Source organism: Paraburkholderia sp. RL17-380-BIE-A (assembly GCF_046028085.1).
Lineage (GTDB): Bacteria > Pseudomonadota > Gammaproteobacteria > Burkholderiales > Burkholderiaceae > Paraburkholderia.
Map to the genome: position 1 here is coordinate 24,022 of NZ_JARESQ010000026.1, position 20,698 is coordinate 44,719.

At 62.4% G+C, this 20,698-nt stretch carries 17 protein-coding genes and 1 riboswitch; of the genes, 9 read left to right on the forward strand and 8 right to left on the reverse strand.

The features are described from left to right. Positions 1-354: 354 nt before the first annotated feature. The 4 genes from P0D68_RS32190 to P0D68_RS32205 all read right to left on the reverse strand — a co-directional run bounded on the left by P0D68_RS32190 (position 355) and on the right by P0D68_RS32205 (position 5,667). On the reverse strand, positions 355-543 hold the full coding sequence (locus P0D68_RS32190; RefSeq protein ID WP_353615898.1) for a hypothetical protein: 189 nt from the start codon (positions 541-543) through the stop codon (positions 355-357). Positions 544-629: 86 nt separating this feature from the next. Beyond that, the gene (locus P0D68_RS32195) at positions 630-2,993 is read right to left on the reverse strand and encodes a DUF6531 domain-containing protein (RefSeq protein ID WP_408303023.1); all 2,364 of its coding nucleotides are present in this window, start codon (positions 2,991-2,993) and stop codon (positions 630-632) included. 1,700 nt (positions 2,994-4,693) lie between these two features. After that, complete coding sequence (locus P0D68_RS32200) at positions 4,694-5,425, reverse strand: CbtA family protein (protein ID WP_408303025.1); 732 nt, start codon at positions 5,423-5,425, stop codon at positions 4,694-4,696. A gap of 11 nt (positions 5,426-5,436) precedes the next feature. Next, complete coding sequence (locus tag P0D68_RS32205; protein ID WP_408303027.1) at positions 5,437-5,667, reverse strand: CbtB domain-containing protein; 231 nt, start codon at positions 5,665-5,667, stop codon at positions 5,437-5,439. A 2-nt stretch (positions 5,668-5,669) separates the two neighbouring features. Beyond that, a riboswitch (adenosylcobalamin (AdoCbl) riboswitch) is annotated at positions 5,670-5,822 on the reverse strand. Between the two features lie 88 nt (positions 5,823-5,910). Between P0D68_RS32205 and P0D68_RS32210 the strand changes: the two genes are divergently transcribed. Continuing rightward, positions 5,911-6,504: a histidine phosphatase family protein gene (locus tag P0D68_RS32210; protein WP_408303132.1), complete on the forward strand. Its 594-nt coding sequence runs from the start codon at positions 5,911-5,913 to the stop codon at positions 6,502-6,504. A 23-nt stretch (positions 6,505-6,527) separates the two neighbouring features. On the opposite strand, the gene P0D68_RS32215 is transcribed toward P0D68_RS32210, so the two are convergent. The 4 genes from P0D68_RS32215 to P0D68_RS32230 all read right to left on the reverse strand — a co-directional run bounded on the left by P0D68_RS32215 (position 6,528) and on the right by P0D68_RS32230 (position 10,537). Then, positions 6,528-6,968 carry a hypothetical protein gene (locus tag P0D68_RS32215; RefSeq protein WP_091808969.1) on the reverse strand — a complete coding sequence of 147 codons (441 nt, stop codon included), beginning with the start codon at positions 6,966-6,968 and terminating at the stop codon, positions 6,528-6,530. A gap of 104 nt (positions 6,969-7,072) precedes the next feature. Continuing rightward, positions 7,073-8,086: an alpha/beta hydrolase gene (locus P0D68_RS32220; RefSeq protein WP_408303029.1), complete on the reverse strand. Its 1,014-nt coding sequence runs from the start codon at positions 8,084-8,086 to the stop codon at positions 7,073-7,075. A gap of 19 nt (positions 8,087-8,105) precedes the next feature. Continuing rightward, the gene (locus P0D68_RS32225) at positions 8,106-9,464 is read right to left on the reverse strand and encodes an MFS transporter (RefSeq protein ID WP_408303031.1); all 1,359 of its coding nucleotides are present in this window, start codon (positions 9,462-9,464) and stop codon (positions 8,106-8,108) included. Continuing rightward, complete coding sequence (locus tag P0D68_RS32230; RefSeq protein WP_408303033.1) at positions 9,461-10,537, reverse strand: alpha/beta hydrolase; 1,077 nt, start codon at positions 10,535-10,537, stop codon at positions 9,461-9,463. Before P0D68_RS32230 ends, P0D68_RS32225 begins: the two co-directional genes overlap by 4 nt. A gap of 186 nt (positions 10,538-10,723) precedes the next feature. On the opposite strand from P0D68_RS32230, the gene P0D68_RS32235 reads away from it, so the two are divergent. From P0D68_RS32235 to P0D68_RS32270, 8 genes are all read left to right on the forward strand, one after another. Next, on the forward strand, positions 10,724-11,626 hold the full coding sequence (locus tag P0D68_RS32235) for a LysR family transcriptional regulator (protein WP_408303035.1): 903 nt from the start codon (positions 10,724-10,726) through the stop codon (positions 11,624-11,626). 86 nt (positions 11,627-11,712) lie between these two features. Then, complete coding sequence (locus P0D68_RS32240) at positions 11,713-13,230, forward strand: ATPase domain-containing protein (protein ID WP_408303037.1); 1,518 nt, start codon at positions 11,713-11,715, stop codon at positions 13,228-13,230. 4 nt (positions 13,231-13,234) lie between these two features. Continuing rightward, complete coding sequence (locus tag P0D68_RS32245; protein ID WP_408303039.1) at positions 13,235-14,893, forward strand: ATP-binding protein; 1,659 nt, start codon at positions 13,235-13,237, stop codon at positions 14,891-14,893. A gap of 85 nt (positions 14,894-14,978) precedes the next feature. Further along, positions 14,979-15,599, forward strand: a complete 621-nt coding sequence (locus P0D68_RS32250; protein ID WP_408303041.1) for a MarR family winged helix-turn-helix transcriptional regulator — start codon at positions 14,979-14,981, stop codon at positions 15,597-15,599. Between the two features lie 6 nt (positions 15,600-15,605). Further along, the gene (locus P0D68_RS32255; protein ID WP_408303043.1) at positions 15,606-17,708 is read left to right on the forward strand and encodes an FUSC family protein; all 2,103 of its coding nucleotides are present in this window, start codon (positions 15,606-15,608) and stop codon (positions 17,706-17,708) included. Positions 17,709-17,763: 55 nt separating this feature from the next. Continuing rightward, positions 17,764-17,973, forward strand: a complete 210-nt coding sequence (locus P0D68_RS32260) for a DUF1656 domain-containing protein (RefSeq protein WP_007176114.1) — start codon at positions 17,764-17,766, stop codon at positions 17,971-17,973. Continuing rightward, positions 17,970-19,037, forward strand: coding sequence for an efflux RND transporter periplasmic adaptor subunit (locus P0D68_RS32265; protein WP_408303046.1), 1,068 nt, complete (start codon positions 17,970-17,972; stop codon positions 19,035-19,037). Before P0D68_RS32260 ends, P0D68_RS32265 begins: the two co-directional genes overlap by 4 nt. Beyond that, positions 19,034-20,560: an efflux transporter outer membrane subunit gene (locus P0D68_RS32270; RefSeq protein WP_408303048.1), complete on the forward strand. Its 1,527-nt coding sequence runs from the start codon at positions 19,034-19,036 to the stop codon at positions 20,558-20,560. Before P0D68_RS32265 ends, P0D68_RS32270 begins: the two co-directional genes overlap by 4 nt. Positions 20,561-20,698 lie beyond the last annotated feature (138 nt).

The window sequence follows — 20,698 nt, forward strand, 5'->3', positions numbered from 1 at the left end:
CAGTGCACACGGTCCCGATCGTCATAATCCCAGTTTGGGCGCGTGCGCCGTCTGAATGCTGGCGTTGGAGTCGGTCGAGAAGAAGCGTTCCACACCGTTGTGTCCACCGCGCACATTGCCAATTCGCTATTCGTACGCGACCCAAGCTGCTCGCGGAATTGATGATTAGGTTCGACCCACGACGTTGAACAAAGCCGCAGCGCCAGAACCGGCACGCTGCTCTGCCTTTTTTTCGCGGATCGACAAGAGTCCGAATTGGATGCCAGCGGACGACGCCTAGGCGGCGCCACCCGCTGGAACATGCCTTTGTGATGACTGAGCGTCGGTCGACCAAGTCACCGAACCTCGGAAAGATTACTCTTCAGACGGTCTGTCGATCGGTGCCTCTGTAAAAGTAATGTATTGCTTGAGATCAGGTTGACCCAGCGCGATGAGACTGAGCACACCAGCGCCAAACCGACGCGCAAATTCGTCGTCAAGTCGGAACTCGAATTCATCCAGTAAAACGGGCATTTCAATTGCCCCTTTCAACGCCGTGGCCATCCTTCCTCGCTCGACTGACTGCAAGATCAACTGTTGACGGTCTTGGTCGTAAGTTACAACCACGGAACATGGTGGAAATCTGATCATCAGTGCCCCCTGCACTCCTGATAGTCGTCAAATGCATTCTTCTTGCAAAGTGCGAGGCCCGCCAAACCACCCATATATTTGGCAAGCGAGTTACACCTGAACATATCGGACTCATACTTCGCGTGACAGTCCGCCTCACGCCACTCATTATCCCCGCTGCTCCCACACTTGACCATCCCACCGTCGCCGCTTCCAGCTCCGAAGAGAGTACTGTAAAGCATCGCCCTTTTCGCCGAACTGGTCAGATCCGGCACCAGAACAGGATAAGGGACTTGCGCCTGATCGCTCAGCATCACTTCCGTTGCCTCGCCCCATGCTGGAAGTGCAGCGCTCAGTTCACTTTCAAAAAGTTTCTCCGTTAGCGTAGCTTTCCACCGCATGTAGCACTCGACACAGATGCCTGGTACGAAGGCCCGTGTATCTGACTGCAATCCCGTGAGGCTGGCGGACGGTGCAACCGGGTCATTGCCCAGTTCCCAGTTGGTGAGCCACATTCCTAACTCGGCGTCGCTGATCGGCTGCCACCATGCGCCGTTAGCTGAGACCTTAGCCGAATGTGACGAGACCGAGCCATTCGCGGCGTACTGGTAATCGACTGCCAGTACACGGGCAAGTCCGCCATTCAACGAACTTGCCGGTTCGTTATACTGAAAGGACTTTACGCGACCACGCTCGTCGTATCCAATGCTTGCCTGACCGCTATTACCCGCTATTTGCGTCGCGCGGTTCTCGGCATCGCGACCGAGGGTTCGCATTGCCCAACCGGATACGGCGTCCCGCGTCGTCGCGATGTTGCCACGCGCATCATAGGTGTAGGTCCAGTCCTCAGTCTTCACACCATTCCGGACGACAGTGGCAGACAGGAGACGGCCCGCCTGATCGTAGCGCGCCCCGACCGTCATCTGATCGCCCGCCGCAACCGCCTGCATTCCCTGTTCGCCCGTCGGGTCGGTTGTCTGCCACTCTGCGTAGCCGGTGACGTGACCTTCTGTGTCGTAGACGAACGCCCTGATCTTGCTCGGCATCGCGACCAGATGCGGACGCAGTGAACTGCTGTCGCTGTACTCAACGGTTGTTACCGTCTTGCTGCCCGCGACCGTTGCAACTGCTTTCGTTGGCCGGTTGGCGCCGTCCCACGTGTACTGTGTATTCCCATCCGGGGTAACTCTTTGCTTCAAGTTCCCTGAGGTATCCCACGTACGTGACACCGTGCCACCAGGTGTGGCAATAGAGCCAGGCCGCGACGTGTCGCCGACACTAAAGGAATATGTGCTGTTCCCAGCCAGGTTGCCGACCGTGGTCGTGCCCGAGCCATACCTCAGTGAAACATTACGCGTCGTGTCAGGATGCGTGACCGAGACCGCACGTCCACTGGAATCGTAGGTCCATGTTGCAATCCTCGAGCCTGATTCGTCCTTGATGCCGGTCAATGCGTTTGGAAAGCGGACATCTTCGTACAGATACTGGCGAACGTATCCAATTGGCGCGGTTACCGAAGCCAGATTACCTTTCGCATCGTACGCATAATGCGTGGCATTGCCCGAAGGAGGCACGACGCTCAAGATGCGACCGCTACCGTCGTAGGCCAGACTAAGTGTCAGCCGCGATGCGTTCTGTCCAATACGATCGACAGGCCACTGCACAATTGAATCAATCCTTTGTCCGACGTACTGAACCTCGCGGTACATACCTGTGCGGGTCGTCTCGGAGTGGAACAGACCTGTGCTGACCGAGTACGTTTCCGTCGTACCGATCCGTTCGTCTTTCAGGTGGAAGTAACCATCGCCAGCTTTCGTCAGGGCGAGACCCGACGTTCCTGGCACCGCCCACGCTCCATTAACCCACTTGAATATCAGAGGCTGCCCGTTACTCCGATAAGCGGAGATCTTTGGGGTGCTCGCATTGGCTGCGGTCAGATCAAGCCTTCGCTGCCAGTTGCTGACCCAATAGCCCCCCATCGCCGTCTGGGTTTTGTCGAACGGCTTCGAAAAATAGCTACGACTGAACACAAGCGGCGACGTATCGCCGCTAGCAAAGTCAGTTTCAGAAAGCGTGACAACTCCATTTGCCGGAAACACCGGGGCCGCCACCGGGCAGGTATCGTCAGGCGGGGTTTCGGTTGAGCTGCACCATTGATCAATTAGTGCGAGGTCGTTAATACACGCATAGTTGCCCATTCCGCCAGGCGTATTGCTTGTGACGTCGAGCTTGCATGTCTTGGAGCCCGGCGTGGCGCCGGACTTTGCGTACAGTGAGAAGCAGTCGTCTGCGTTCGCGGTGAACGCAAGAACCAATAACGTGAAGGCAACCACCAGGCGGCCTAAAAATCCGGTCGCCTCTCCGTACAGTCTGTGTCTTCTCATTCTTATTCCTATAGGTTATTTGCTTGACGCACAGGTAACCTATAGGGATCACGATTACCGCAGAATGCGATAACTCCTAAAATCACGCTCTCCGTGCATTCACATAAACCATGGCTCGGGAATGTCGACACGAGGCGTAGGAATTTATAACGACAACCGTCAGATACCGCGAACTGCAATTAGTGAAATGGCGGACGCAAGACGAATGGAGGTACAGCGTAGTCCCTCGCACCACGAACCTCGGTAGCGATTAGCATCACTCGCGAATACGTTTCGCCCCGACAGGGACATGTCACTTCTTTGCCAGTTGACGCATAGGGCTCTAGGTCCGATTTTCCTTGATAGCCACCAACTTCAGGATATAAACGCCCCATGGGCCAGTCGCCTCATGGACACGAAGCCGGCCGTAGGCTCGATTGCCCGGAATATTCGAGGCCGGTCCGCATACCCTGATTGTGTCCCGGATGAAATCATCCCTAAACTCAACGCCAAACCGGCATCCCTTCCTGCCGCCGATTCGCTCGTATGTGACATCGAAAGTTCGTGAAGACTGCGCGGTGAAGCGTGGCAGGGCCAATATGCATTGCCATACGGCGGCACACACAAGCAGTCCCATGGCTACCGAAGTTACTGTGATGTGAGCAGCGATGTTTCTCAGCGGCTCGCGAAGTCTCTTGAATGTGTAGGCCCAAAGCAGACCAAGCACCACCGAGAAATCGCCTAGATACACGTCCCGGATTACCCACACGCCAACGTGGCAGTTGACGGACAGCACTACTCCGGTGAACCACACGAGAATAGGCAGGATAAATAGGCGCAAAGGCGTTCGAGTGGAACCGTTCTCTGATTTGCTTTCCTCACTGAATGTCATTTGCTCGCTTAGCTATGCGTCAAAGCCGTATTCTTTCACCTTGCGTCGTAGGGCTATCTCACATTTGAAATGCGGGGCGGTTTATCGATGAGAGGGGCAGTGCCTTGCATCGGTACTTCGGTCAGCAGTAGCGGTGGGTAATCAGTTTGACCTCCAGTCAGCGAATACGCGCACACCTTCCAGCAAGACGCGTGGGGTTAGCGCGAGCCAGTAGCTAAAGTCCGGTACCCCGCATTCGATGGGCTCCGCCTGTCGGTTCCTCGGCGATCGCGTTCGACCGCATTCCCGCGCCCATGCGGGCGGGCTCGAATCGGCTAAGCGCAAGTGGTCTGAACCTGGCAAGTACTGTCGCGGACGTGCTGAATACCATTGGAGCGGTAATTGCGAGTGTCGCCGATGCGTTGGCCCGGTTCAGGCGCAGGTGGCGGCGCCCTGGGCAAATACGACGGCCCTCCGTTGGACTCAACCAGCCCATTAGTTCTTGACCTGACCGGCTCAGGAATAAACCTGCCCCCTGAACACCAGCGCGACTTATTTCGACCTGAACAACAACGGCTTTGCCCGACAAACCGGCTGGATTGGCGCGGGCATAGGATTGCTCTGCTTTGCCCCCGACGACCGGGCCGCGAAGCTGGGACGTCTCACTGCTGGAACTTTATCCACAGATTCTGTGCTCAAGCCTGTGGATAACCACCCCACAACAGCCCCAACTCCTTGACGCACAAACCTTCTCGACCCCTGCGCGCAAACAGCGACGAGCCAGGCAGAGAACGCCGGGCACAACCACCGAGGCGGTTGCGCCCATCGCCTCCACCAACCATCAAGCCGACTACACCGCCGGCCGACCGCCCAACCGCATAAACGCACCGCGCTCAACGAGCGCGCCGAACAGCAGTCCAATCGTCGTCCACATGATCGCCTGCATACCAAGCGCCGCCACACGGAACTTCCACAGCAGCGCCGCCGGAAAACCCTCCGGCACTTCATTGAAAGTCGGCATCGACAGTTGTACCGCCGCGATAATCACGACAAACACCAACCCCGCCACGATCGAGCCATTCCACGCGCCGAGTTTCGCGCCCACACGGCGCCGCACCTTGAGCGAAAACACCATCGCGGCCAGCGAGATCGCAATCATCAGGAAGAACAGGCCCGTGCGCGTCCCGATCGTCTCCGGGTCGCCGACCGCAGGCGGGTTCGCCGGATACTTCAGGTTGGGAACGACCGCCAGCGCAATGAACGCACCGAGCGCCAGCCACGCGGACAACGCGCGTGCGCTCAATGCCCCCGCGCGCCCATACGCGTAAGCGAACACCAACGAGAACAACCCGCCAAACGCCGCGCCGTACACCACCACCCCGGTCAACAGGCCGAGTCCTTGTTGCGTCTCGCGGCTCACCATCGCGGGTTCGGGCGCCTCGTCTTTCGCGGCATCGGCCCTTTCTTCGAATGAGATCGCCTGATTGACTTGCGGCTCGCCCGCGACCCGGGCGAAGCCGAACGTGAGCAGTCCCGCGGCGATGCCTGCCAGCATCCCGCGCACCAACAATTTACCGACCATGTCCGACTCCGTTAGTGACAGGGAAAGCCGAGCAGATGGCGACCGTCGTGCACGAACTCATGCACGTACATGCCGGGCACCAGCGATGTGGCGCCCTGTTCCGCACCCACGAAGTAAAGCGCGAGCAACAGCAGCAGCCCCCCGAACACGACCCACGGCAGCAACTCGCGCAGCGGAATCGGCGTGGGTTCAAAAACGGGCTGAGAAGCGGCCTGCGAAGCGGGATCGAAAACAGCTGTCATGATGGACATCTCCTGGGGTTACGCGCCCCGATAGTCGTTGCAGAGGAATGATGCGAAGCTCAGGTCTGGCTTTCGGCATGTGCTGTCGATTACAGTGGCGCGACCGCGCCGGGTTTTCACCGGCTTCCGTGCTTCGCAGTCCGGCTATTCTACGCGCTAAACTCCGGCACCCGGCAACGCAAAGCGGATGCACCCTTTCCGCCAACGCCAGGCTTCGGCGCAGCCTCACAGGAAATGAACAGAGTGGACATACGGCTATTACTGATCAGCCACGCATCGACCGCAGCCCAACGTGCAGGCCGTTTTCCCGCTGATGACCCGCTCGACGCCCGCGCTATCGCAGAAGCCCGCGTCCACGCCACGAACACACGTCTGGCGATCGCGGAAAGCGCGTCAGCCTATGTGAGCCCGGCCGTCTGCGCACGAGATACGGCGGCGGCCCTCGGCCTCGCCGCGTCGGTCGATGTCGCGCTGGCGGACATGAACTATGGCCATTGGCGAGGGCGGCGGCTTGCCGATCTCGAAGCCGAAGCGCCGCAAGACCTCGCCGCATGGATACGCGATCCCGACGCCGCGCCGCACGGCGGCGAGTCGTTCAGTCAGCTCGTAAAGCGGGTAGGAGAATGGCTCGTTGCGCTAGGCGGCACGCCCGACCTTGCATCGGCCGATATGTACAACGTGGTCGCCGTCACGCATGCTCCGCTTCTCAGAGCAGCGATCGTGTATGCGCTTGGCGCATCGACCGCAGTGTTTTCGCGCATTGAAATCGCACCGCTTTCGATGATCGAGTTGCGGCGCTCATCACGCGGCTGGTCGTGGTGGCCGGCGACGCATTAGCCGCTTTCACGCCGCAGCCCGATTCACTTACCCGACACCACCAGGCGCAACTTGTTCGAACCCGTCGGCGTTACGGCAATGTCGGTCCGCTTGCCCTTCGCACCGAGATAAAAGTGCTGCCGTCCCGGCGAATTCTGGTCGTGTGTCGCGTCGGGCAAACACGACGCGACGTCGGCCGCGACCGCTTGCAGCGCGTCCGCATTTGAACCGGCGTCGTGATGCGGCGTCCACGTGCATTGGTAGCTGCCGTGGCTCGCCGAACATTGCGCGTCGTCGCCGTAGGGTTGCGCGACGCCTTTGCCATCGTCCGGCGTCAACGACGCGAGGCCGCCAGGCGCCGCCGCTACGATGCGTTTCAGTGATGCACAGGGGCTAGGCGCGTCGTCGGCATTGGCGCTGCACGGCAGCAACGCGCCGAATGATGCAACGGCAAGCGCGGAGGCAAGCAATCGGGTTCTGTTCATGTCGGCGCGGTCCTCGAAGTGGCTTACAAGTAGCATGAAGCGAAGTAGCACGCTTCGTGCCCATGCGCGCCGAGCGCCTCACGCTCGCTCTCGCGCAACGCGCATCACAGACCAGCACCAAACAAAGCAGCCAGTCCTTGAGGCGATGAGAAAATCCCTTTGGCATCGTGCCCGACACCATCGATCACGAACGTCCGATGCGTCGCCAATCCTTCCGCATGCCGCGCCGCCATATAACGCGCATAAGCGAGTCCTCGCCCGAGACGGTGGCTTCCTTGCGTTTGCGCGGCGCATGAACGGTCGAGCGCAGGATGCTGCGGATCGCAATCCGCGCCGCCGAGCAGCACGGTGACGTCGCGTTGCGCGTAGCGCGCTTCGAGCGCCGCCGCGGAACCAGCGTCGCCCGACTCGCGCGCGTAAGCCGGCAAATCCTTGAGCCCATACTTCCAGCGATTGAACGACGGGCACATCGCCCTATCGAACTCCGCGAACTCGCCAGAGGCTGTAGGCCGCAGCGCATCGAAATACACATACGACGAAGGATTCGCCACCACGTATCGCAGCACAATGCCGCGTGCGGTGAGCGGTGCCTCGCTGCGCGCGACCACCGCATAGCGCTGCACGACCTGCCCGCCGCCCGAGTGCCCGGCGACCACCACCTCGGCGAGCGACGCGAACTGCTCGCGTGATGCGAGCGTGTGCACAATGGCGTCGAGTACATCGAATGAACTGATCGGCGCGGGACCTTCGGCGTTTTCGCCGCCCATCCAGCTCGTCCAGTCCCAATGCAATGTGGACGGCGGCAACGCATGCGCTTCGACATCCGCGGTCGCGAGAAACTGCGGCACGATCAGCAGCGTATCGGCCGCGCTGCCGCCGGCAAGTGCGCACGACCGCTCGGCGAGATCAAAGTAAGTGTCGCCGTTGCGCAGGCGGCCGTGAATCAGAATCACGGCGCGTCGAACGTCGCGCGTCGGCGCCAGCCAGTCGCCATTCGCGAACACGGGCACAGTGCCGCTGCCGGCTCGCGTCGTGACGTTCAGATGCCGGCTCGCGACCACCGCCACCGGACGTTCATTCGGCGCTCGCTCGTCGTCTGTCATCAAGTACTGGGTCATGCAATACGCTCGTGGTTGATCAATGAGTGGCGGGCCTCGGCGCAGTGTCACCCGCCATACGTCCGGCACGCGTGAAGTACACCATCGCGAGCGACACAAAACCGGCAAAAATCAGGTAAAACGCGGGCGTAAGACTACTGCCTGTCACGCGCGTCAAGCCGGTAATGGTGAGCGGCGCCATGCCGCCGAACAGCGTCACCGCAATGTTGTACGACAGCGCCACGCCCGCCGACCGGCTGCGCACCGGAAACAAGGTGGCGAGCATGCCGGGATGCGCACCGGACATCGCGGCGAGAAACACCGTCGCGACCATCTGCGCGATGAAGAGATGCCCCGGCGTCGGATTCGTCACGACGAAGTGATAAAGCGGGTACACGCAAACCATCCACGCAATCACGATCGGATAGAACAGCTTGTACGCGCCATAACGATCGGCGAGCTTGCCCGATAGCGGAAACAGAAACAGATTGAGCACACCCGACACGAACGCGCCGAGCAACGCCGTAGAGAGCGGCAGATGCAATTGCCGCTCGACATACACCGACAGATACGAGTGCCACACGTAATTGGTCGCCGCGCCGATGATGATCACGCCCATCGCGCAGACCGCCGCATCGCCGTTGTCACGGAAGAACTGGCGGATCGTGACGAGCGGCGGCTTGTCCTTGTGGTCGAGCAGGCGCTCGAACTCCGGCGACTCGGCCACGCGATGGCGAATATAAAACCCAAACGGCCCGGCCAACGCACCAAACAGAAACGGCAGACGCCAGCCCCACGCCACGAGTTGCTCATGCGTGAGCTGCGTGGTCAGCAGATAACCGACCCCGGAAGACAACAGCAGCGCAAACGCCTGCGCCGACATGTTGAAGCTGCCATAGAACATCTTCTTGTGCGGCGGCGCATACTCGACCAACATCGCCGATGCGGTCGCGAACTGTCCGCCCACGGAGAGCCCTTGTAGCAGGCGAGCGAGCACGACCAGCATCGGCGCCGCGACGCCGATGCGCGCATAACCCGGCGTGAGGCCCATCAGCAACGTGCTGGCCGCCATCGAAATGATCAGCAGCGACAGCGCTTTACGGCGCCCTGCCCGGTCCGCATAAATGCCTAGCAGAATGCCGCCGATCGGCCGCACGATGAAACCGACCGCGAACGTGGCAAGCGTCAGCATGATCGAGACGAAACCACTACCGCCGGGAAAGAACACTTGCGCGATGATCTTCGCGAAGTAGCCGTAAATCAGAAAATCGAACCACTCGAGCCCGTTGCCGAGCACGGAGGCGAAGATCGCACGCCGCACCATCGCGGGACTCAATGCGTTCGAGGCACCGGCGCCGGACGCGCTTCCTTCACGCTGATTGAAGGTCGCTTCGCTCATTGTTCGCATCCCTGAGTGTCGAACATCGCCGCCAGCGCGCACACCGAGGTCAGGATGCGCGAACCGTCGTGCCCCACGCCGGGCACGATGTGAAAGCTCTGCTTCAAGCCGTCCGGGTGGCGCGACTGGATATAGCGGTAGTACGCCTGCGCACGCGCGACGCGCTGTGGCCCTTGCGCTTCGGCCGCGCAGGTCTTGTCGAGCGCGCTCTGCTGCGGATCATCGTCCGCGCCGCCGACGAGGTAGTCGATCCGCCGCGCCGCATAGGCCGCTTCGAGTTGCGCGGGTGTACGGTTGTCGAGATACGGCGGCCGGTTGTCCATGCCGTATTTCCACTGATTGAAGTCGGGGCATTGCGCGGCATCGAACGGCGCAGCGACGCCTTGCGCGTTGGGCCGTTGCGCGTCGAAATACGCATAGGTTGAAGGACTTGCCACCACGTATCGCACATCGATACCCTCGCCAGTCAGCGCAGCGATGTTGTGCCCCGCGACAGCGTAGCGCTGCACGACTTGTCCACCGCCCGAATGCCCGGCGAACACCACGTGCCGCAAATTGGGAAACAGCTTGCGATCGGCAAGCCGCGCGACGATCGCGTCCAGCACCTCGTAGGAACTGATGGGCAGCGGCGCGCGAGCCGCTTCGCCGCCCATCCAGGCGTCGCCGGTCCAGCGCAGCAGATCGGCAGGTTCGTCGTGAACGCGCGTATCGAGCGTGGCGAGGAATTGCGGCGCGATCAACAACGTGGTGTCGGGGTCTGCATGCGCGGCATCGCGGGCGTTCTGCGCGGTGCGAAAGTACACGTCCGCATTGCGCAGTTTGCCGTGAATCACGATCACCGCTCGCGTCACCTGCGGTTGCGCGACACGCCAGTCCTTCGACAGATACAGCGGAAATTCCGCGTGCCCTTGCGGCGTCTCGAGCGTGAAGCGCGTATCCGAGATTGTCGCCACCGGCTTCATATGCGGCTCGTAAGGATGGACCGCGAGCGCGGGTTGCGCGAGCGTCATCAGCAGTGCAGCGCCTGTCAACGCGCAGCGCATACCGAAACGCCGTGAGAGATTGACCGTCATGTAGCTTGCTCCTGATTACCGTGCACTGTCTTGAACGCGGTGCATCGTCAAATCTGTCGTTGAAAAACTCGACTACGATCGTAGGGTCGGCTGAGGCAAATGTAAAATACCTGTTTTACGCACAACCCATATTTTATGAATATGGCAGTGGGCAGGCATTCGAATGCAGCCGGGAGACGAAACACCATGGAATTGCGGCATCTGCGTTACTTCCTGGCAGTCGCTGAAGAAGGCCAGTTCACGCGTGCGGCTGAACGGCTTGCCATGCAGCAGCCACCGCTCTCGCAGCAGATCCGAACGCTCGAGGAAGAAATCGGCTTCGAACTCTTCGTGCGCATGCCGCGCGGCGTCACCCTGACACCGGCCGGGCAGGCCTTTGCCGAAGACGCGCAACGCTTGCTGCAGAACCTGCAGCAGTCCGTGGACAAGGCGAGCCGGATTGCGCGCGGCGAACTCGGCACGATGTCGATCGGGCTGACGAGTTCCGCCGCGTTTCATCCATTCACAACCGAGGCGATCCGCGCGTTTCGCAAGGTGTGTCCCGAAGTCGCCGTGGAGCTTGCCGAACTCAATGCGGCGGAGATCATCGAGCGCCTGGCTGCAGGGCAGATTCAGGCGGCGTTTCTACGCAAGCCCGTCGAAGCGCGCGAAAGCGTAGCCTTCGAGTTGCTCCTCGACGAGCCGATGGTCGTGGTGTTGCCGGTCGGCCATCCCTTGCTCAAAGGCAAGAAGCGGCCGCGCGTGTCGCTGAAAGCGCTGGCACACGAAGACTTCATTCTGGTCCGCCGCCCGGGCGCGCCCGGCATGTATGCCGACATCCTCGCGGCATGCCGGCAAGCGGGTTTCGTCCCGCGAATCGCGCGTGAAGTGCCGCGTATGCTGTCGGGCATCAACCTCGTTGCCGCGGGTCTCGGCGTGACATTGGTGCCCGCTTCCATGCAACGTTACGACCAGGTAGGCACCGTGTATTGCACGCTCGCGAATCCGTCGAAACTGAGCGCGCCGTTGCACCTCGCCTATCCGGCTGTATTGCATAACAGCGCGGCGACGCGCTTCATTCAACTGGTGATGGCACGCGCCGGCGCGTGAGGCTGGCGTCGACGGGCACGCAAATTGCATTCTCGACGTACCGGCTGGGAAATGATCAGCCACTCACTCACGCGAAACGCCACGCCATGTCAAACAGACACGACGCCGACACACCGGCCCGCCTGTCATCCGGAATCGATGGAATCGACGACATCCTCGGAGGCGGTCTGACTGCGCACCGCATGTATCTCGTGGAGGGTGCGCCCGGGACAGGTAAAACTACCCTGGCCTTGCAGTTCTTACTCAAGGGTGTCGAAGAAGGCCAGGGAGGCTTATACATCACCCTGTCCGAAACACGCTCCGAATTGATCGCGGTGGCCGACAGCCACGGCTGGGACATCAGCCGGTTCACGGTGCTGGAACTGCTTTCCGACGAAGGCCTCGACCCTCAGTTCGAGCAGACCGTATTGCACCCGGCCGAAGTGGAACTCGGCGAAACCGTGCGCAACGTGATCCAGCAGGTCGACGAACTCAAACCTGCGCGCATCGTGCTCGACAGCCTCTCCGAGTTGCGTCTGCTGTCGCAGAACCCGCTGCGTTACCGGCGGCAGATTCTCGCGCTCAAGCGCTATTTCGCCACCCGCGAATGCACCGTGTTGCTGCTCGACGATAATACGTCCGACCCGGGCGACGTGCAGTTGCACAGCATCGCGCACGGCGTGATCAGCCTCGACAATCTGGTACACGACTATGGCGGCAATCGCCGCCGCGCGCGTGTCGCCAAGATGCGCGGTATCAAGTTTCGCGAGGGTTACCACGACTTCACGCTCGACACTGGCGGCATTCATGTCTACCCGCGCCTCGTCGCCGCCGAGCACCACACGGAATTCAACCCCCAGGTGGTGAGCACCGGTACTCAAGGCCTCGATGCGCTGCTTGGCGGCGGACTGATCCCAGGCACCAACGCGCTGATGATCGGCCCCTCGGGCGTCGGCAAGACCACCACGGTGGTGTCGTGCCTGATCGCGGCGCTCGAGCGCGGCGAACGTTGCGTCTATTACGTATTCGACGAAACGCTGACCACACTGATGATCCGCTGTGCGACGCTCGGCATGTATCTCGCACCGCACGTCGAGAGCGGTTTGTTGACGTTGCGCCAGATCGATCCGGCGGAAATCTCGCCGGGCGAGTTCGCCAGCGACGTGCGCAAGTCGGTCGAAGACAGAGGCGTCCGGTACGTTGCGATCGATAGCCTGAACGCCTATCTCCAGGCCATGCCCGGCGAGCGCTATCTGCTGCTGCAAATGCACGAATTGCTCGGTTATCTCAATCAGCAAGGCGTCATCACGATGCTCGTGCTGGGGCAGCACGGCATTATCGGCGAGGTACAGAACGATATCGACATCAGCTATCTGAGCGACGTGGTCGTGCTGTTCCGCTATTTCGAACACCACGGCGAAGTGCTCACCGCCGTGACTGCCGTGAAGAGCCGCGCCAACGCCCACGAACGCTCGATCCGCCAGTTCCGTCTCGGTAGCGGCGGCGTGGAAGTGGGCGAGGCGCTGCGCGACTTCGAAGGCGTGCTGTCCGGACTGCCGGCTTATCGTGGCAGTACCGCCCTGCTCGGGGCAACGAACCGCGTCATCGAAACGCCCGGGAAGTGAGTTCATGGAGCAACGCGTCCTTATCCTGGCACCGTTTGGCCGCGACGCCGATGTGATCGCCGAAGTACTGCAAAAAGACCACCGCATCTGCCTGGCATGCCGCGATGCCGACGCGCTCACCGAGGCGCTCGACGCCGGCGCGGGTGCGGCGCTGATCGCCGAAGAAGCGCTCGCGGGCGACCATGCGATGCGCCTGTTCAACTGGCTCGAAAAACAGCCGGCCTGGTCCGACTTCCCGTTCACCCTGCTCGCCGCCTCACGCGTCGGGCATCGCTCAGAACGCGGGCTGGAAGTGCTGGAACGGCTCGGCAACGTGGTCGTGCTCGAACGTCCGTTGAACTCGGAGACGCTGCGGCGCGCAGTGGCGTCGTCATTGCGGGCACGGGCGCGGCAATACGAGTCGCGCCGCCATCTGGCCGAACGGATCCAGGCGCAGGAGGCGTTGGTGCAACTGAACGACTCGCTGGAGAGTCGCATTGCCGAACGCACCCACGAACTGGCTTCCGCCAACAACCGGTTGATGATGGAGATTCACGAGCGCGCCAAAGTGCAGGCCGTGCTCGTGCAATCGCAGAAAATGGAAGCCCTCGGGCAACTCACCGGCGGCATTGCGCACGACTTCAACAATCTGTTGAACGTGATCATGGTCAATGCGGAGCTGATCGCACGCGTGAGCAGCGATGAGCGTCTTCGTGGCATGGCCGCCACCGTCAAGCGGGCGACCGAACGCGGCGCGAAACTGACGGGTCAGTTGCTCACATTCTCACGCAACAGCAACCTCGATCTGAAAGCCGTGGACGTGGTGACGTTGCTGCAAGGCATGCGCGACATCATCACGGTGTCGCTCGGGTCGAGCATCCGTTATACCAACGACTTCGACGGCGAAGAGATGTGGACCGAGGCCGACGCCAATCAGCTCGAACTGGCCATTCTCAATCTCGCCATCAACGCACGCGATGCGATGCCGGCCGGCGGCCAGCTCGGCATTCGCGTGAAAGAGCGCGAAGCGCCGGATCAGACACTCGAAGGCGGCCCCTACGTGGTCATCGAAGTGGCCGATACCGGTTCAGGCGTACCACCCGATGTCGTGTCGCGCGTGTTCGATCCGTTCTTCACCACCAAGCCGATCGGCAAGGGAACGGGACTCGGCTTGAGCCAGGTCTACGGCATCGCGACGCAAGCCGGCGGCACTGCGCGTCTGTTCAGCGAGGAAGGCGTCGGCACCACTGTGGAGATCTGGCTGCCATTGCGCGAACGCGTGACGCCGCAGGCCGAAGCCGCAGCGAACGCGGAAGCGAACGTGGTGGGCGAAAAACGCGTGCTGGTGGTTGAAGACGATGGCGAGGTGCGCGCCATGCTGGTCGAGTCGCTGCGAATGCTCGGCTACACCGTGACCGAAGCCGCCGACGGACGCGCCGGTCTGAACCGTTTGCAGGACGACAAGCCGGACCTGCTGATGGTGGACTTCGCCATGCCCGGCATGAACGGTATCGACGTGATCGCCGAGGCGCGCAAGCTGCGCGAGGATTTACCGGTGATCCTCGCCACCGGCTATGCGGATGTGGATATTTCCGGGCTGGCGGTAAAGCGCTGCACGATCTTGCGCAAACCGTTTCAACTCGATGACCTGGCGCGTACGGTACGGCTCGGGCTCGCGGCGTGAGCGCGATTCTAATGATGAGCCCGAGTCACGAGAAGGTCGATTCAATAGTTTGCTAACGAATTTTTAAAGAAATACAATAGCGGCCATGTCGAATCTCGATACCTTGCGCCGCACGGTCAGCAGCACACTGGTCGTCGCCGCCCGAAAATGGCGGCGCACGAGCCATGGCGTGCTGGCGGCCTTCAATGTCTCCGAGGCATGCGCCACACCGCTGCTGACCGCGAGCCGGCTCGGCTCGGCGGTGCGCCAGGTCACGCTCGCCGATCATATCGGCATCGAAGGACCGTCGCTCGTGCGGCTGCTCGATCAACTGTGCGCTGCGGGTTTGATGCGCCGCGACGAAGACCCCGAAGACCGTCGAGCAAAAACCGTGGTGCTCACCGAAGAAGGCCGCGCCGTCACCGCGAAAATGGAAGAAGAACTGGTCACGCTGCGCGCGCAGGCGTTGAAAGACGTCTCGCGCAGCGATCTCGAAGCGACCTTGCGCGTGCTGGCCGCTTTCACGGGAGAGGTCAGCGAACCTGCTGATGAGAGCAGCAACCCCGGCAACGAACCAGCCGTCCAAGCCCGGGAAGAACCCGATGAGCGCGCCTCGCGCGCACGGGCGCCGGCCGGCGGCCGGGTCCGTCACGCAGCCAAGGCGAACAAGTCGAACAAAGGCAAAGCGGACACCGCCGCGCCGCAAGAGGCCGGCGATCCGGCGTAACGGTTTATGGTCTACCCATCCCTTCGCGACTGGCTGTTTTCAGTCAAGACTTTTGCCGCGGCGATGATCGCGCTCTACATCGGTCTCGCGCTCGAACTGCCGCGGCCGTATTGGGCGATGGCGACCGTCTACATCGTATCGAACCCGTTTGTTGGCGCGACCCGCTCCAAGGCGCTCTATCGCGCGCTCGGCACCATGCTCGGCGCCTCGGCCGCGGTACTGCTGGTGCCGCCCTTCGTCGAATCGCCGTATCTGTTCAGCGTGATCGTGGCGCTATGGACCGGCACACTGCTGTATCTGGCTGTGTCCGACCGCACCGCGCGCAGCTACGTGTTCCTGCTGGCCGGCTATACGATGCCGATCATCGCGCTGCCTTCGGTGACCAATCCGACCGGCGTGTTCGATCTCGCGATCAGCCGCACCGAGGAGATTACGCTCGGCATCGTGTGCGCGAGCATTGTCGGCAGCGCGCTGTTTCCGAGCCGGCTTGCCCCGACCATCATCGAACGCACCGACGCATGGTTTCGCGACGCCGCGTTCTATGCGACCGAAACCTTGTCCGGCCGCATTGCCGGCTCGGCGATTTCGGGCGCGCGGCAGCGTATCGCCGCCACCATCAATGGTCTGGAATTGCTGCTGAGCCAGCTTGCGTACGATCACACGCGGCCCGACGTGCTGGCGCGCGCGCATGAACTGCGCGGGCGCATGCAATTGCTGCTGCCGATCATGTCGGCGCTCGCCGATCCGCTGATCGCGCTCTATAACAGCGGCCGCCAGACGTGGCCCGACGGTCTGGAAAGCCTGCTCGCCGATCTCATCAAATGGTTCAATGAGCCGATGCCCGCCGTGAGCGAGGGCTATCATCCCGACCCGACAGCCAACGCGTTGCGAGAGCGGATCGCGGCCATGCAGCCGCCGCCGTCCGCGCTCGCGGGTTGGGACGGCGCGTTGCTCTCGAACGCGCTGTGGCGTATGAAACAGGTGATCGATGTCTGGCAGGACTGCCGCTCGCTGCGCGTCATCATTACACGCGAAGAAGGCTACTGGCGGCCGCGCTTTCGCCATTGGCGGCTGGGCGGCACCGAGCGCTTCTACGATCACGGCATCATGCTGTTCTCGACCGGCTCAGCGGCGGCGGCCGTGATTCTCGCGTGCACTCTTTGGATCAGCTCAGGCTGGAACGACGGCGCCGGCGCGGTGACGCTCGCGGCCGTGGCGTGCTGTTTCTTCGCCGCGCTCGACGAGCCCGCGCCGTTCGTGTTCCGCTTTTTCGTGGCGACCGCGATCAGTGTGGTGGCGGCGGGCGTGTATCTGTTCGCCGTGCTGCCGCACGTGCATGACTTTCCGATGCTGGTGGTCCTGTTCGCCGCGCCGTTCATCTTTGTCGGCACGCTGATTCCGCGTCCGCAGTTCAATCTGGCCACGGTGCTGGTCGCCGTGAACACGGCCACCTTCATCAGCATTCAGGACGCGTACGACGCCAACTTTCTGGTGTTCATGAACAGCAATCTCGCGGGCCTCGCCGGCTTGCTCTACGCGTATGTGTGGACTCGCGTCACGCGCCCGTTCGGCGCCGAACTCGCGGCGGCCCGCCTGCTGCGTTCGAGCTGGGCCGACGTGGCGCTCACCGCGTCCACGCGGCCGATCGAGGATCCGCGCAATCTCGCCGCGCGCATGGTCGACCGCCTGATGCAGTTGATCCCGCGCCTTGGCGCGACGGACGACCATCGCCATCCGTCGATCGAGAGCTTTCGCGACCTGCGCATCGCCTTCAACGCGCTCGATCTGCGCCGCCTGACCCGCAAGCTGGGTGGCGAAGCGCCGGCCGCGATCGAGCACGTGCTCGACGACGTGCGCCAATACTACGAAAGCTGCGTCGCCCGCCGCAAGCGCGAGCCGGTACCCGCGAGCCTGATGTCGTCGATCGACGCCGCCGTGGCACGCGTGACGGCACAGGGACTCGCCAACGCCGGCGCGCCGAGCGCGACCTCGCAAACGTCGGCGCGCCAGTTGCGTGACGCGCTGCATGCGCTGGTCGGCTTGCGTCTTTCCCTGTTTCCGGCCACGTTACTGATACCCACGCCGCCGGAGCCGGAGGCCGCTACCTGATGCGCACCGTCCATTTCCGGTTTCAGGCCGTTTCCAACCCTTTCCACTTTCCGCGATGATCGGTGAAATCGATATTTTCGGCGTGTTCGTGCCGGCCGTGCTCGTGCTGATGTTGATCGCGTATCTGATCAATCTGGCCATTCGCACGGTGCTCGCGCGCGTCGGCTTTTACCGCTTCGTCTGGCATCGCTCCATCTTCGATCTCGGCATCTATGTGCTGGTGCTGGGCCTTGTCGTTGTCGTTTCGCACAGACTAATTACGTGAAAAAAACCTGGTTCTCCGTCGGTCAGATTCTGCTGACCCTGATCGTCGTCGCGGCCGCGGCCCTCGTGCTGTGGAAACTGGTCGACTACTACATGTTCGCCCCGTGGACGCGCGACGGACACGTACGCGCCGACGTGATCCAGGTCGCGCCGGATATCTCGGGGCTGATTTCGTCGGTCGAAGTGGTGGACAACCAGCAGGTCAAGCAAGGCCAGGTGCTGTTCGTGATCGATCAGGCGCGTTATACGCTCGCGCTGCGCCAGGCGCAGGCCACCGCGCAGCAACGCCACGCCACGCTCGATCAGGCGCGCCGCGAAGATGCGCGCAACCGCAAGCTCGGCAACCTCGTCGCGGCGGAAGTGTCGGAAGAAAGCCGCTCGCGCGTCGAACAGGGCGAAGCCGCGCTCGCCGATGCAAACGTCGCCATCGACACCGCGCGGCTGAATCTGCAACGCGCCACGATCGTGAGCCCGGTCGACGGTTATCTGAACGACCGCGCGCCACGCGCCGGCGAATTCGTCGCGGCGGGGCGGGCGGTGGTCGCGGTGGTCGATATGCATTCGTTCCGCGTCGATGGTTACTTCGAGGAGACCAAGCTGCGTGGCATCGACATCGGCCAGCCGGTCGATATCAAGGTGATGGGCGAGCCGAACGCGCTGCGCGGACACGTGCAAAGTATCGTCGCGGGTATCGAGGATCGTGACCGCACGCAAGGCTCGAATCTGCTGCCGAACGTGAACCCGGCGTTCAGTTGGGTACGGCTCGCGCAACGGATTCCGGTGCGCGTCGCACTCGACGAAGTGCCCGCCGATTTCCGCATGATCGCGGGACGCACCGCGACGGTGTCGGTGCGCGATCTCGAGCCGGCAGGCAGGAAGCATCCGGATGCGGGCGCATCGGGCGCGGTGGCCGCGTCGGAGGGTACGGCTTCGGCTTCTAACTCCGCGGCGGTATCTTCTGCTTCGGTATCGTCTTCCGCTTCGTCTTCGGCTACCTCCGCTGTTCCGGCTGCTTCCGCTGCCAGACCGGCGTCGGCCGCGGTCACCTCGGGCGCGTCGCAATGAAGCTGTCGCGCGCCCTGCCCTTATTGCCTCTGTTGCCGTTGGCCGTCGCGCTCGACGGCTGCATGAACGTCGGCCCCAACTATGCGTTGCCGCAACAGGCGCTTGTCAACGCGCCGCTGGCCAACGCGCCGATCGAAGGCGCCGACACGGCGCTGACGACGCGCCGCAACGTGCCGCCCGTGTGGTGGAAGCTCTACGACGATCCGGTGCTGAACGGACTCGTCGATCAGGCGCTGCAATCGAACACCGACTTGCGCGTCGCGGCGGCGAATCTTGCGCGCTCGCGTGAAGCGCTGGGCGTGGCGCAAGCGCAGGGCGGATTCTCCGGCAAGGCCTCGGCCGTGATCGAACGGGCCCAGGAATCCGCCGAACAATACCTGCTCACCGAGAAGCTGCCGGTCGTCAATGAAGGCGACATCGGCATCAACGTCTCGTATGAAATCGATCTGTTCGGCAAGCTGCGACGCGGCGTGGAAGCGGCGCAAGCCGACAGCGAGTCCGTGCAGGCCGCCGCCGATCTCGCACGGATCACCGTGGTGGCGGACGTGGTGCGCTCTTACGTCGAACAATGTTCCGCTGCGGAAGAACTCAGGATTGCACAACAATCGCTGACCCTGCAGAAACAGCGCGTGGACGTCTCGCGCCGCCTGCGCGACGCGGGCCGTGGCAATCAGCCCGACGTGACGCGCGGGCAGACCCAGGTCGATACCTTGTCGGCGGATATTCCGCGCTATACGGCACGCCGCAAGATCGCGCAGTACCGCCTCGCGGCGCTGCTCGCCCGCGCGCCATCCGACTTGCCGCCGGCCGTACTCGCTTGCGACAGGCTGCCGCAAATCCGCCAGCCGATTCCGATCGGCGACGGCGCCGCGCTGCTCAAGCGCCGCCCGGATGTGCGCGAGGCCGAGCGTCAACTGGCGGCGTCCACCGCGCGTATCGGCGTCGCCACCGGGGCGCTATATCCGACGGTGAGCATCGGTGCCTCGGCGGGTTTGACCGGGATTCTCGAAGATTTGGGCACCTCGTCCACGGCGCGCTGGGGCTTCGGCCCGCTGATCAGCTGGACCTTCCCGGCGAACGGCGCGCGTGGCCGCGTGCGTGAAGCGCAGGCGTCGAGCCAGGTGGCGTTGGCGAAGTTCGACGGCGTGGTGCTGACCGCGCTGCGCGAGACCGAAACCAGTCTCGCAACGTATGCGTCGGACTACGCCCGCGCCGACGCTTTGCGCGCCGCCGTGAAGTCGGCGGCCGAGTCGGCGGATGAAACGCATCGGCTCTATCTGGCCGGGCGTGAGTCGTTCATTTCGGACCTGGATGCAACGCGCACGCTGACCTCGACGAAATCTCAGGCAGCCGCCGCGGAAGGCCAGGTGGCGATCGATCAGGTCAACCTGTTCCTCGCGCTGGGCGGTGGGTGGGAGATCGATCCGCAGAGCGCGTCCGGCAGCTCGACGCCCGCCGTTGCGGCATCGGTCAAAGCTGCGCCGGCTCCGGCACCAACGGCGGCTGCGGCAAAAGCGCCTTGATGCGACTTCTGATTTTGCACGTCTAAAGCGAGCCTCTCGTTGCGGCTCGCTTGCCTCAGCTTTGCGGGCCCGCCGCCGCGACAGAGCAGCGCCACCCGCACGCTCTGTCCCTCCCCGCAAAGCTTACGATTTATTTTT

Excerpts from the sequence above, each read along its gene's own strand:
- P0D68_RS32190 (WP_353615898.1), bottom strand. The coding sequence starts at position 543 with ATGGCCACGGCGTTGAAAGGGGCAATTGAAATGCCCGTTTTACTGGAT.
- P0D68_RS32195 (WP_408303023.1), bottom strand. The coding sequence starts at position 2,993 with ATGAGAAGACACAGACTGTACGGAGAGGCGACCGGATTTTTAGGCCGC.
- P0D68_RS32200 (WP_408303025.1), bottom strand. The coding sequence starts at position 5,425 with ATGGTCGGTAAATTGTTGGTGCGCGGGATGCTGGCAGGCATCGCCGCG.
- P0D68_RS32205 (WP_408303027.1), bottom strand. The coding sequence starts at position 5,667 with ATGACAGCTGTTTTCGATCCCGCTTCGCAGGCCGCTTCTCAGCCCGTT.
- P0D68_RS32215 (WP_091808969.1), bottom strand. The coding sequence starts at position 6,968 with ATGAACAGAACCCGATTGCTTGCCTCCGCGCTTGCCGTTGCATCATTC.
- P0D68_RS32220 (WP_408303029.1), bottom strand. The coding sequence starts at position 8,086 with ATGACCCAGTACTTGATGACAGACGACGAGCGAGCGCCGAATGAACGT.
- P0D68_RS32225 (WP_408303031.1), bottom strand. The coding sequence starts at position 9,464 with ATGAGCGAAGCGACCTTCAATCAGCGTGAAGGAAGCGCGTCCGGCGCC.
- P0D68_RS32230 (WP_408303033.1), bottom strand. The coding sequence starts at position 10,537 with ATGACGGTCAATCTCTCACGGCGTTTCGGTATGCGCTGCGCGTTGACA.
- P0D68_RS32235 (WP_408303035.1), top strand. The coding sequence starts at position 10,724 with ATGGAATTGCGGCATCTGCGTTACTTCCTGGCAGTCGCTGAAGAAGGC.
- P0D68_RS32240 (WP_408303037.1), top strand. The coding sequence starts at position 11,713 with ATGTCAAACAGACACGACGCCGACACACCGGCCCGCCTGTCATCCGGA.
- P0D68_RS32245 (WP_408303039.1), top strand. The coding sequence starts at position 13,235 with ATGGAGCAACGCGTCCTTATCCTGGCACCGTTTGGCCGCGACGCCGAT.
- P0D68_RS32250 (WP_408303041.1), top strand. The coding sequence starts at position 14,979 with ATGTCGAATCTCGATACCTTGCGCCGCACGGTCAGCAGCACACTGGTC.
- P0D68_RS32255 (WP_408303043.1), top strand. The coding sequence starts at position 15,606 with ATGGTCTACCCATCCCTTCGCGACTGGCTGTTTTCAGTCAAGACTTTT.
- P0D68_RS32260 (WP_007176114.1), top strand. The coding sequence starts at position 17,764 with ATGATCGGTGAAATCGATATTTTCGGCGTGTTCGTGCCGGCCGTGCTC.
- P0D68_RS32270 (WP_408303048.1), top strand. The coding sequence starts at position 19,034 with ATGAAGCTGTCGCGCGCCCTGCCCTTATTGCCTCTGTTGCCGTTGGCC.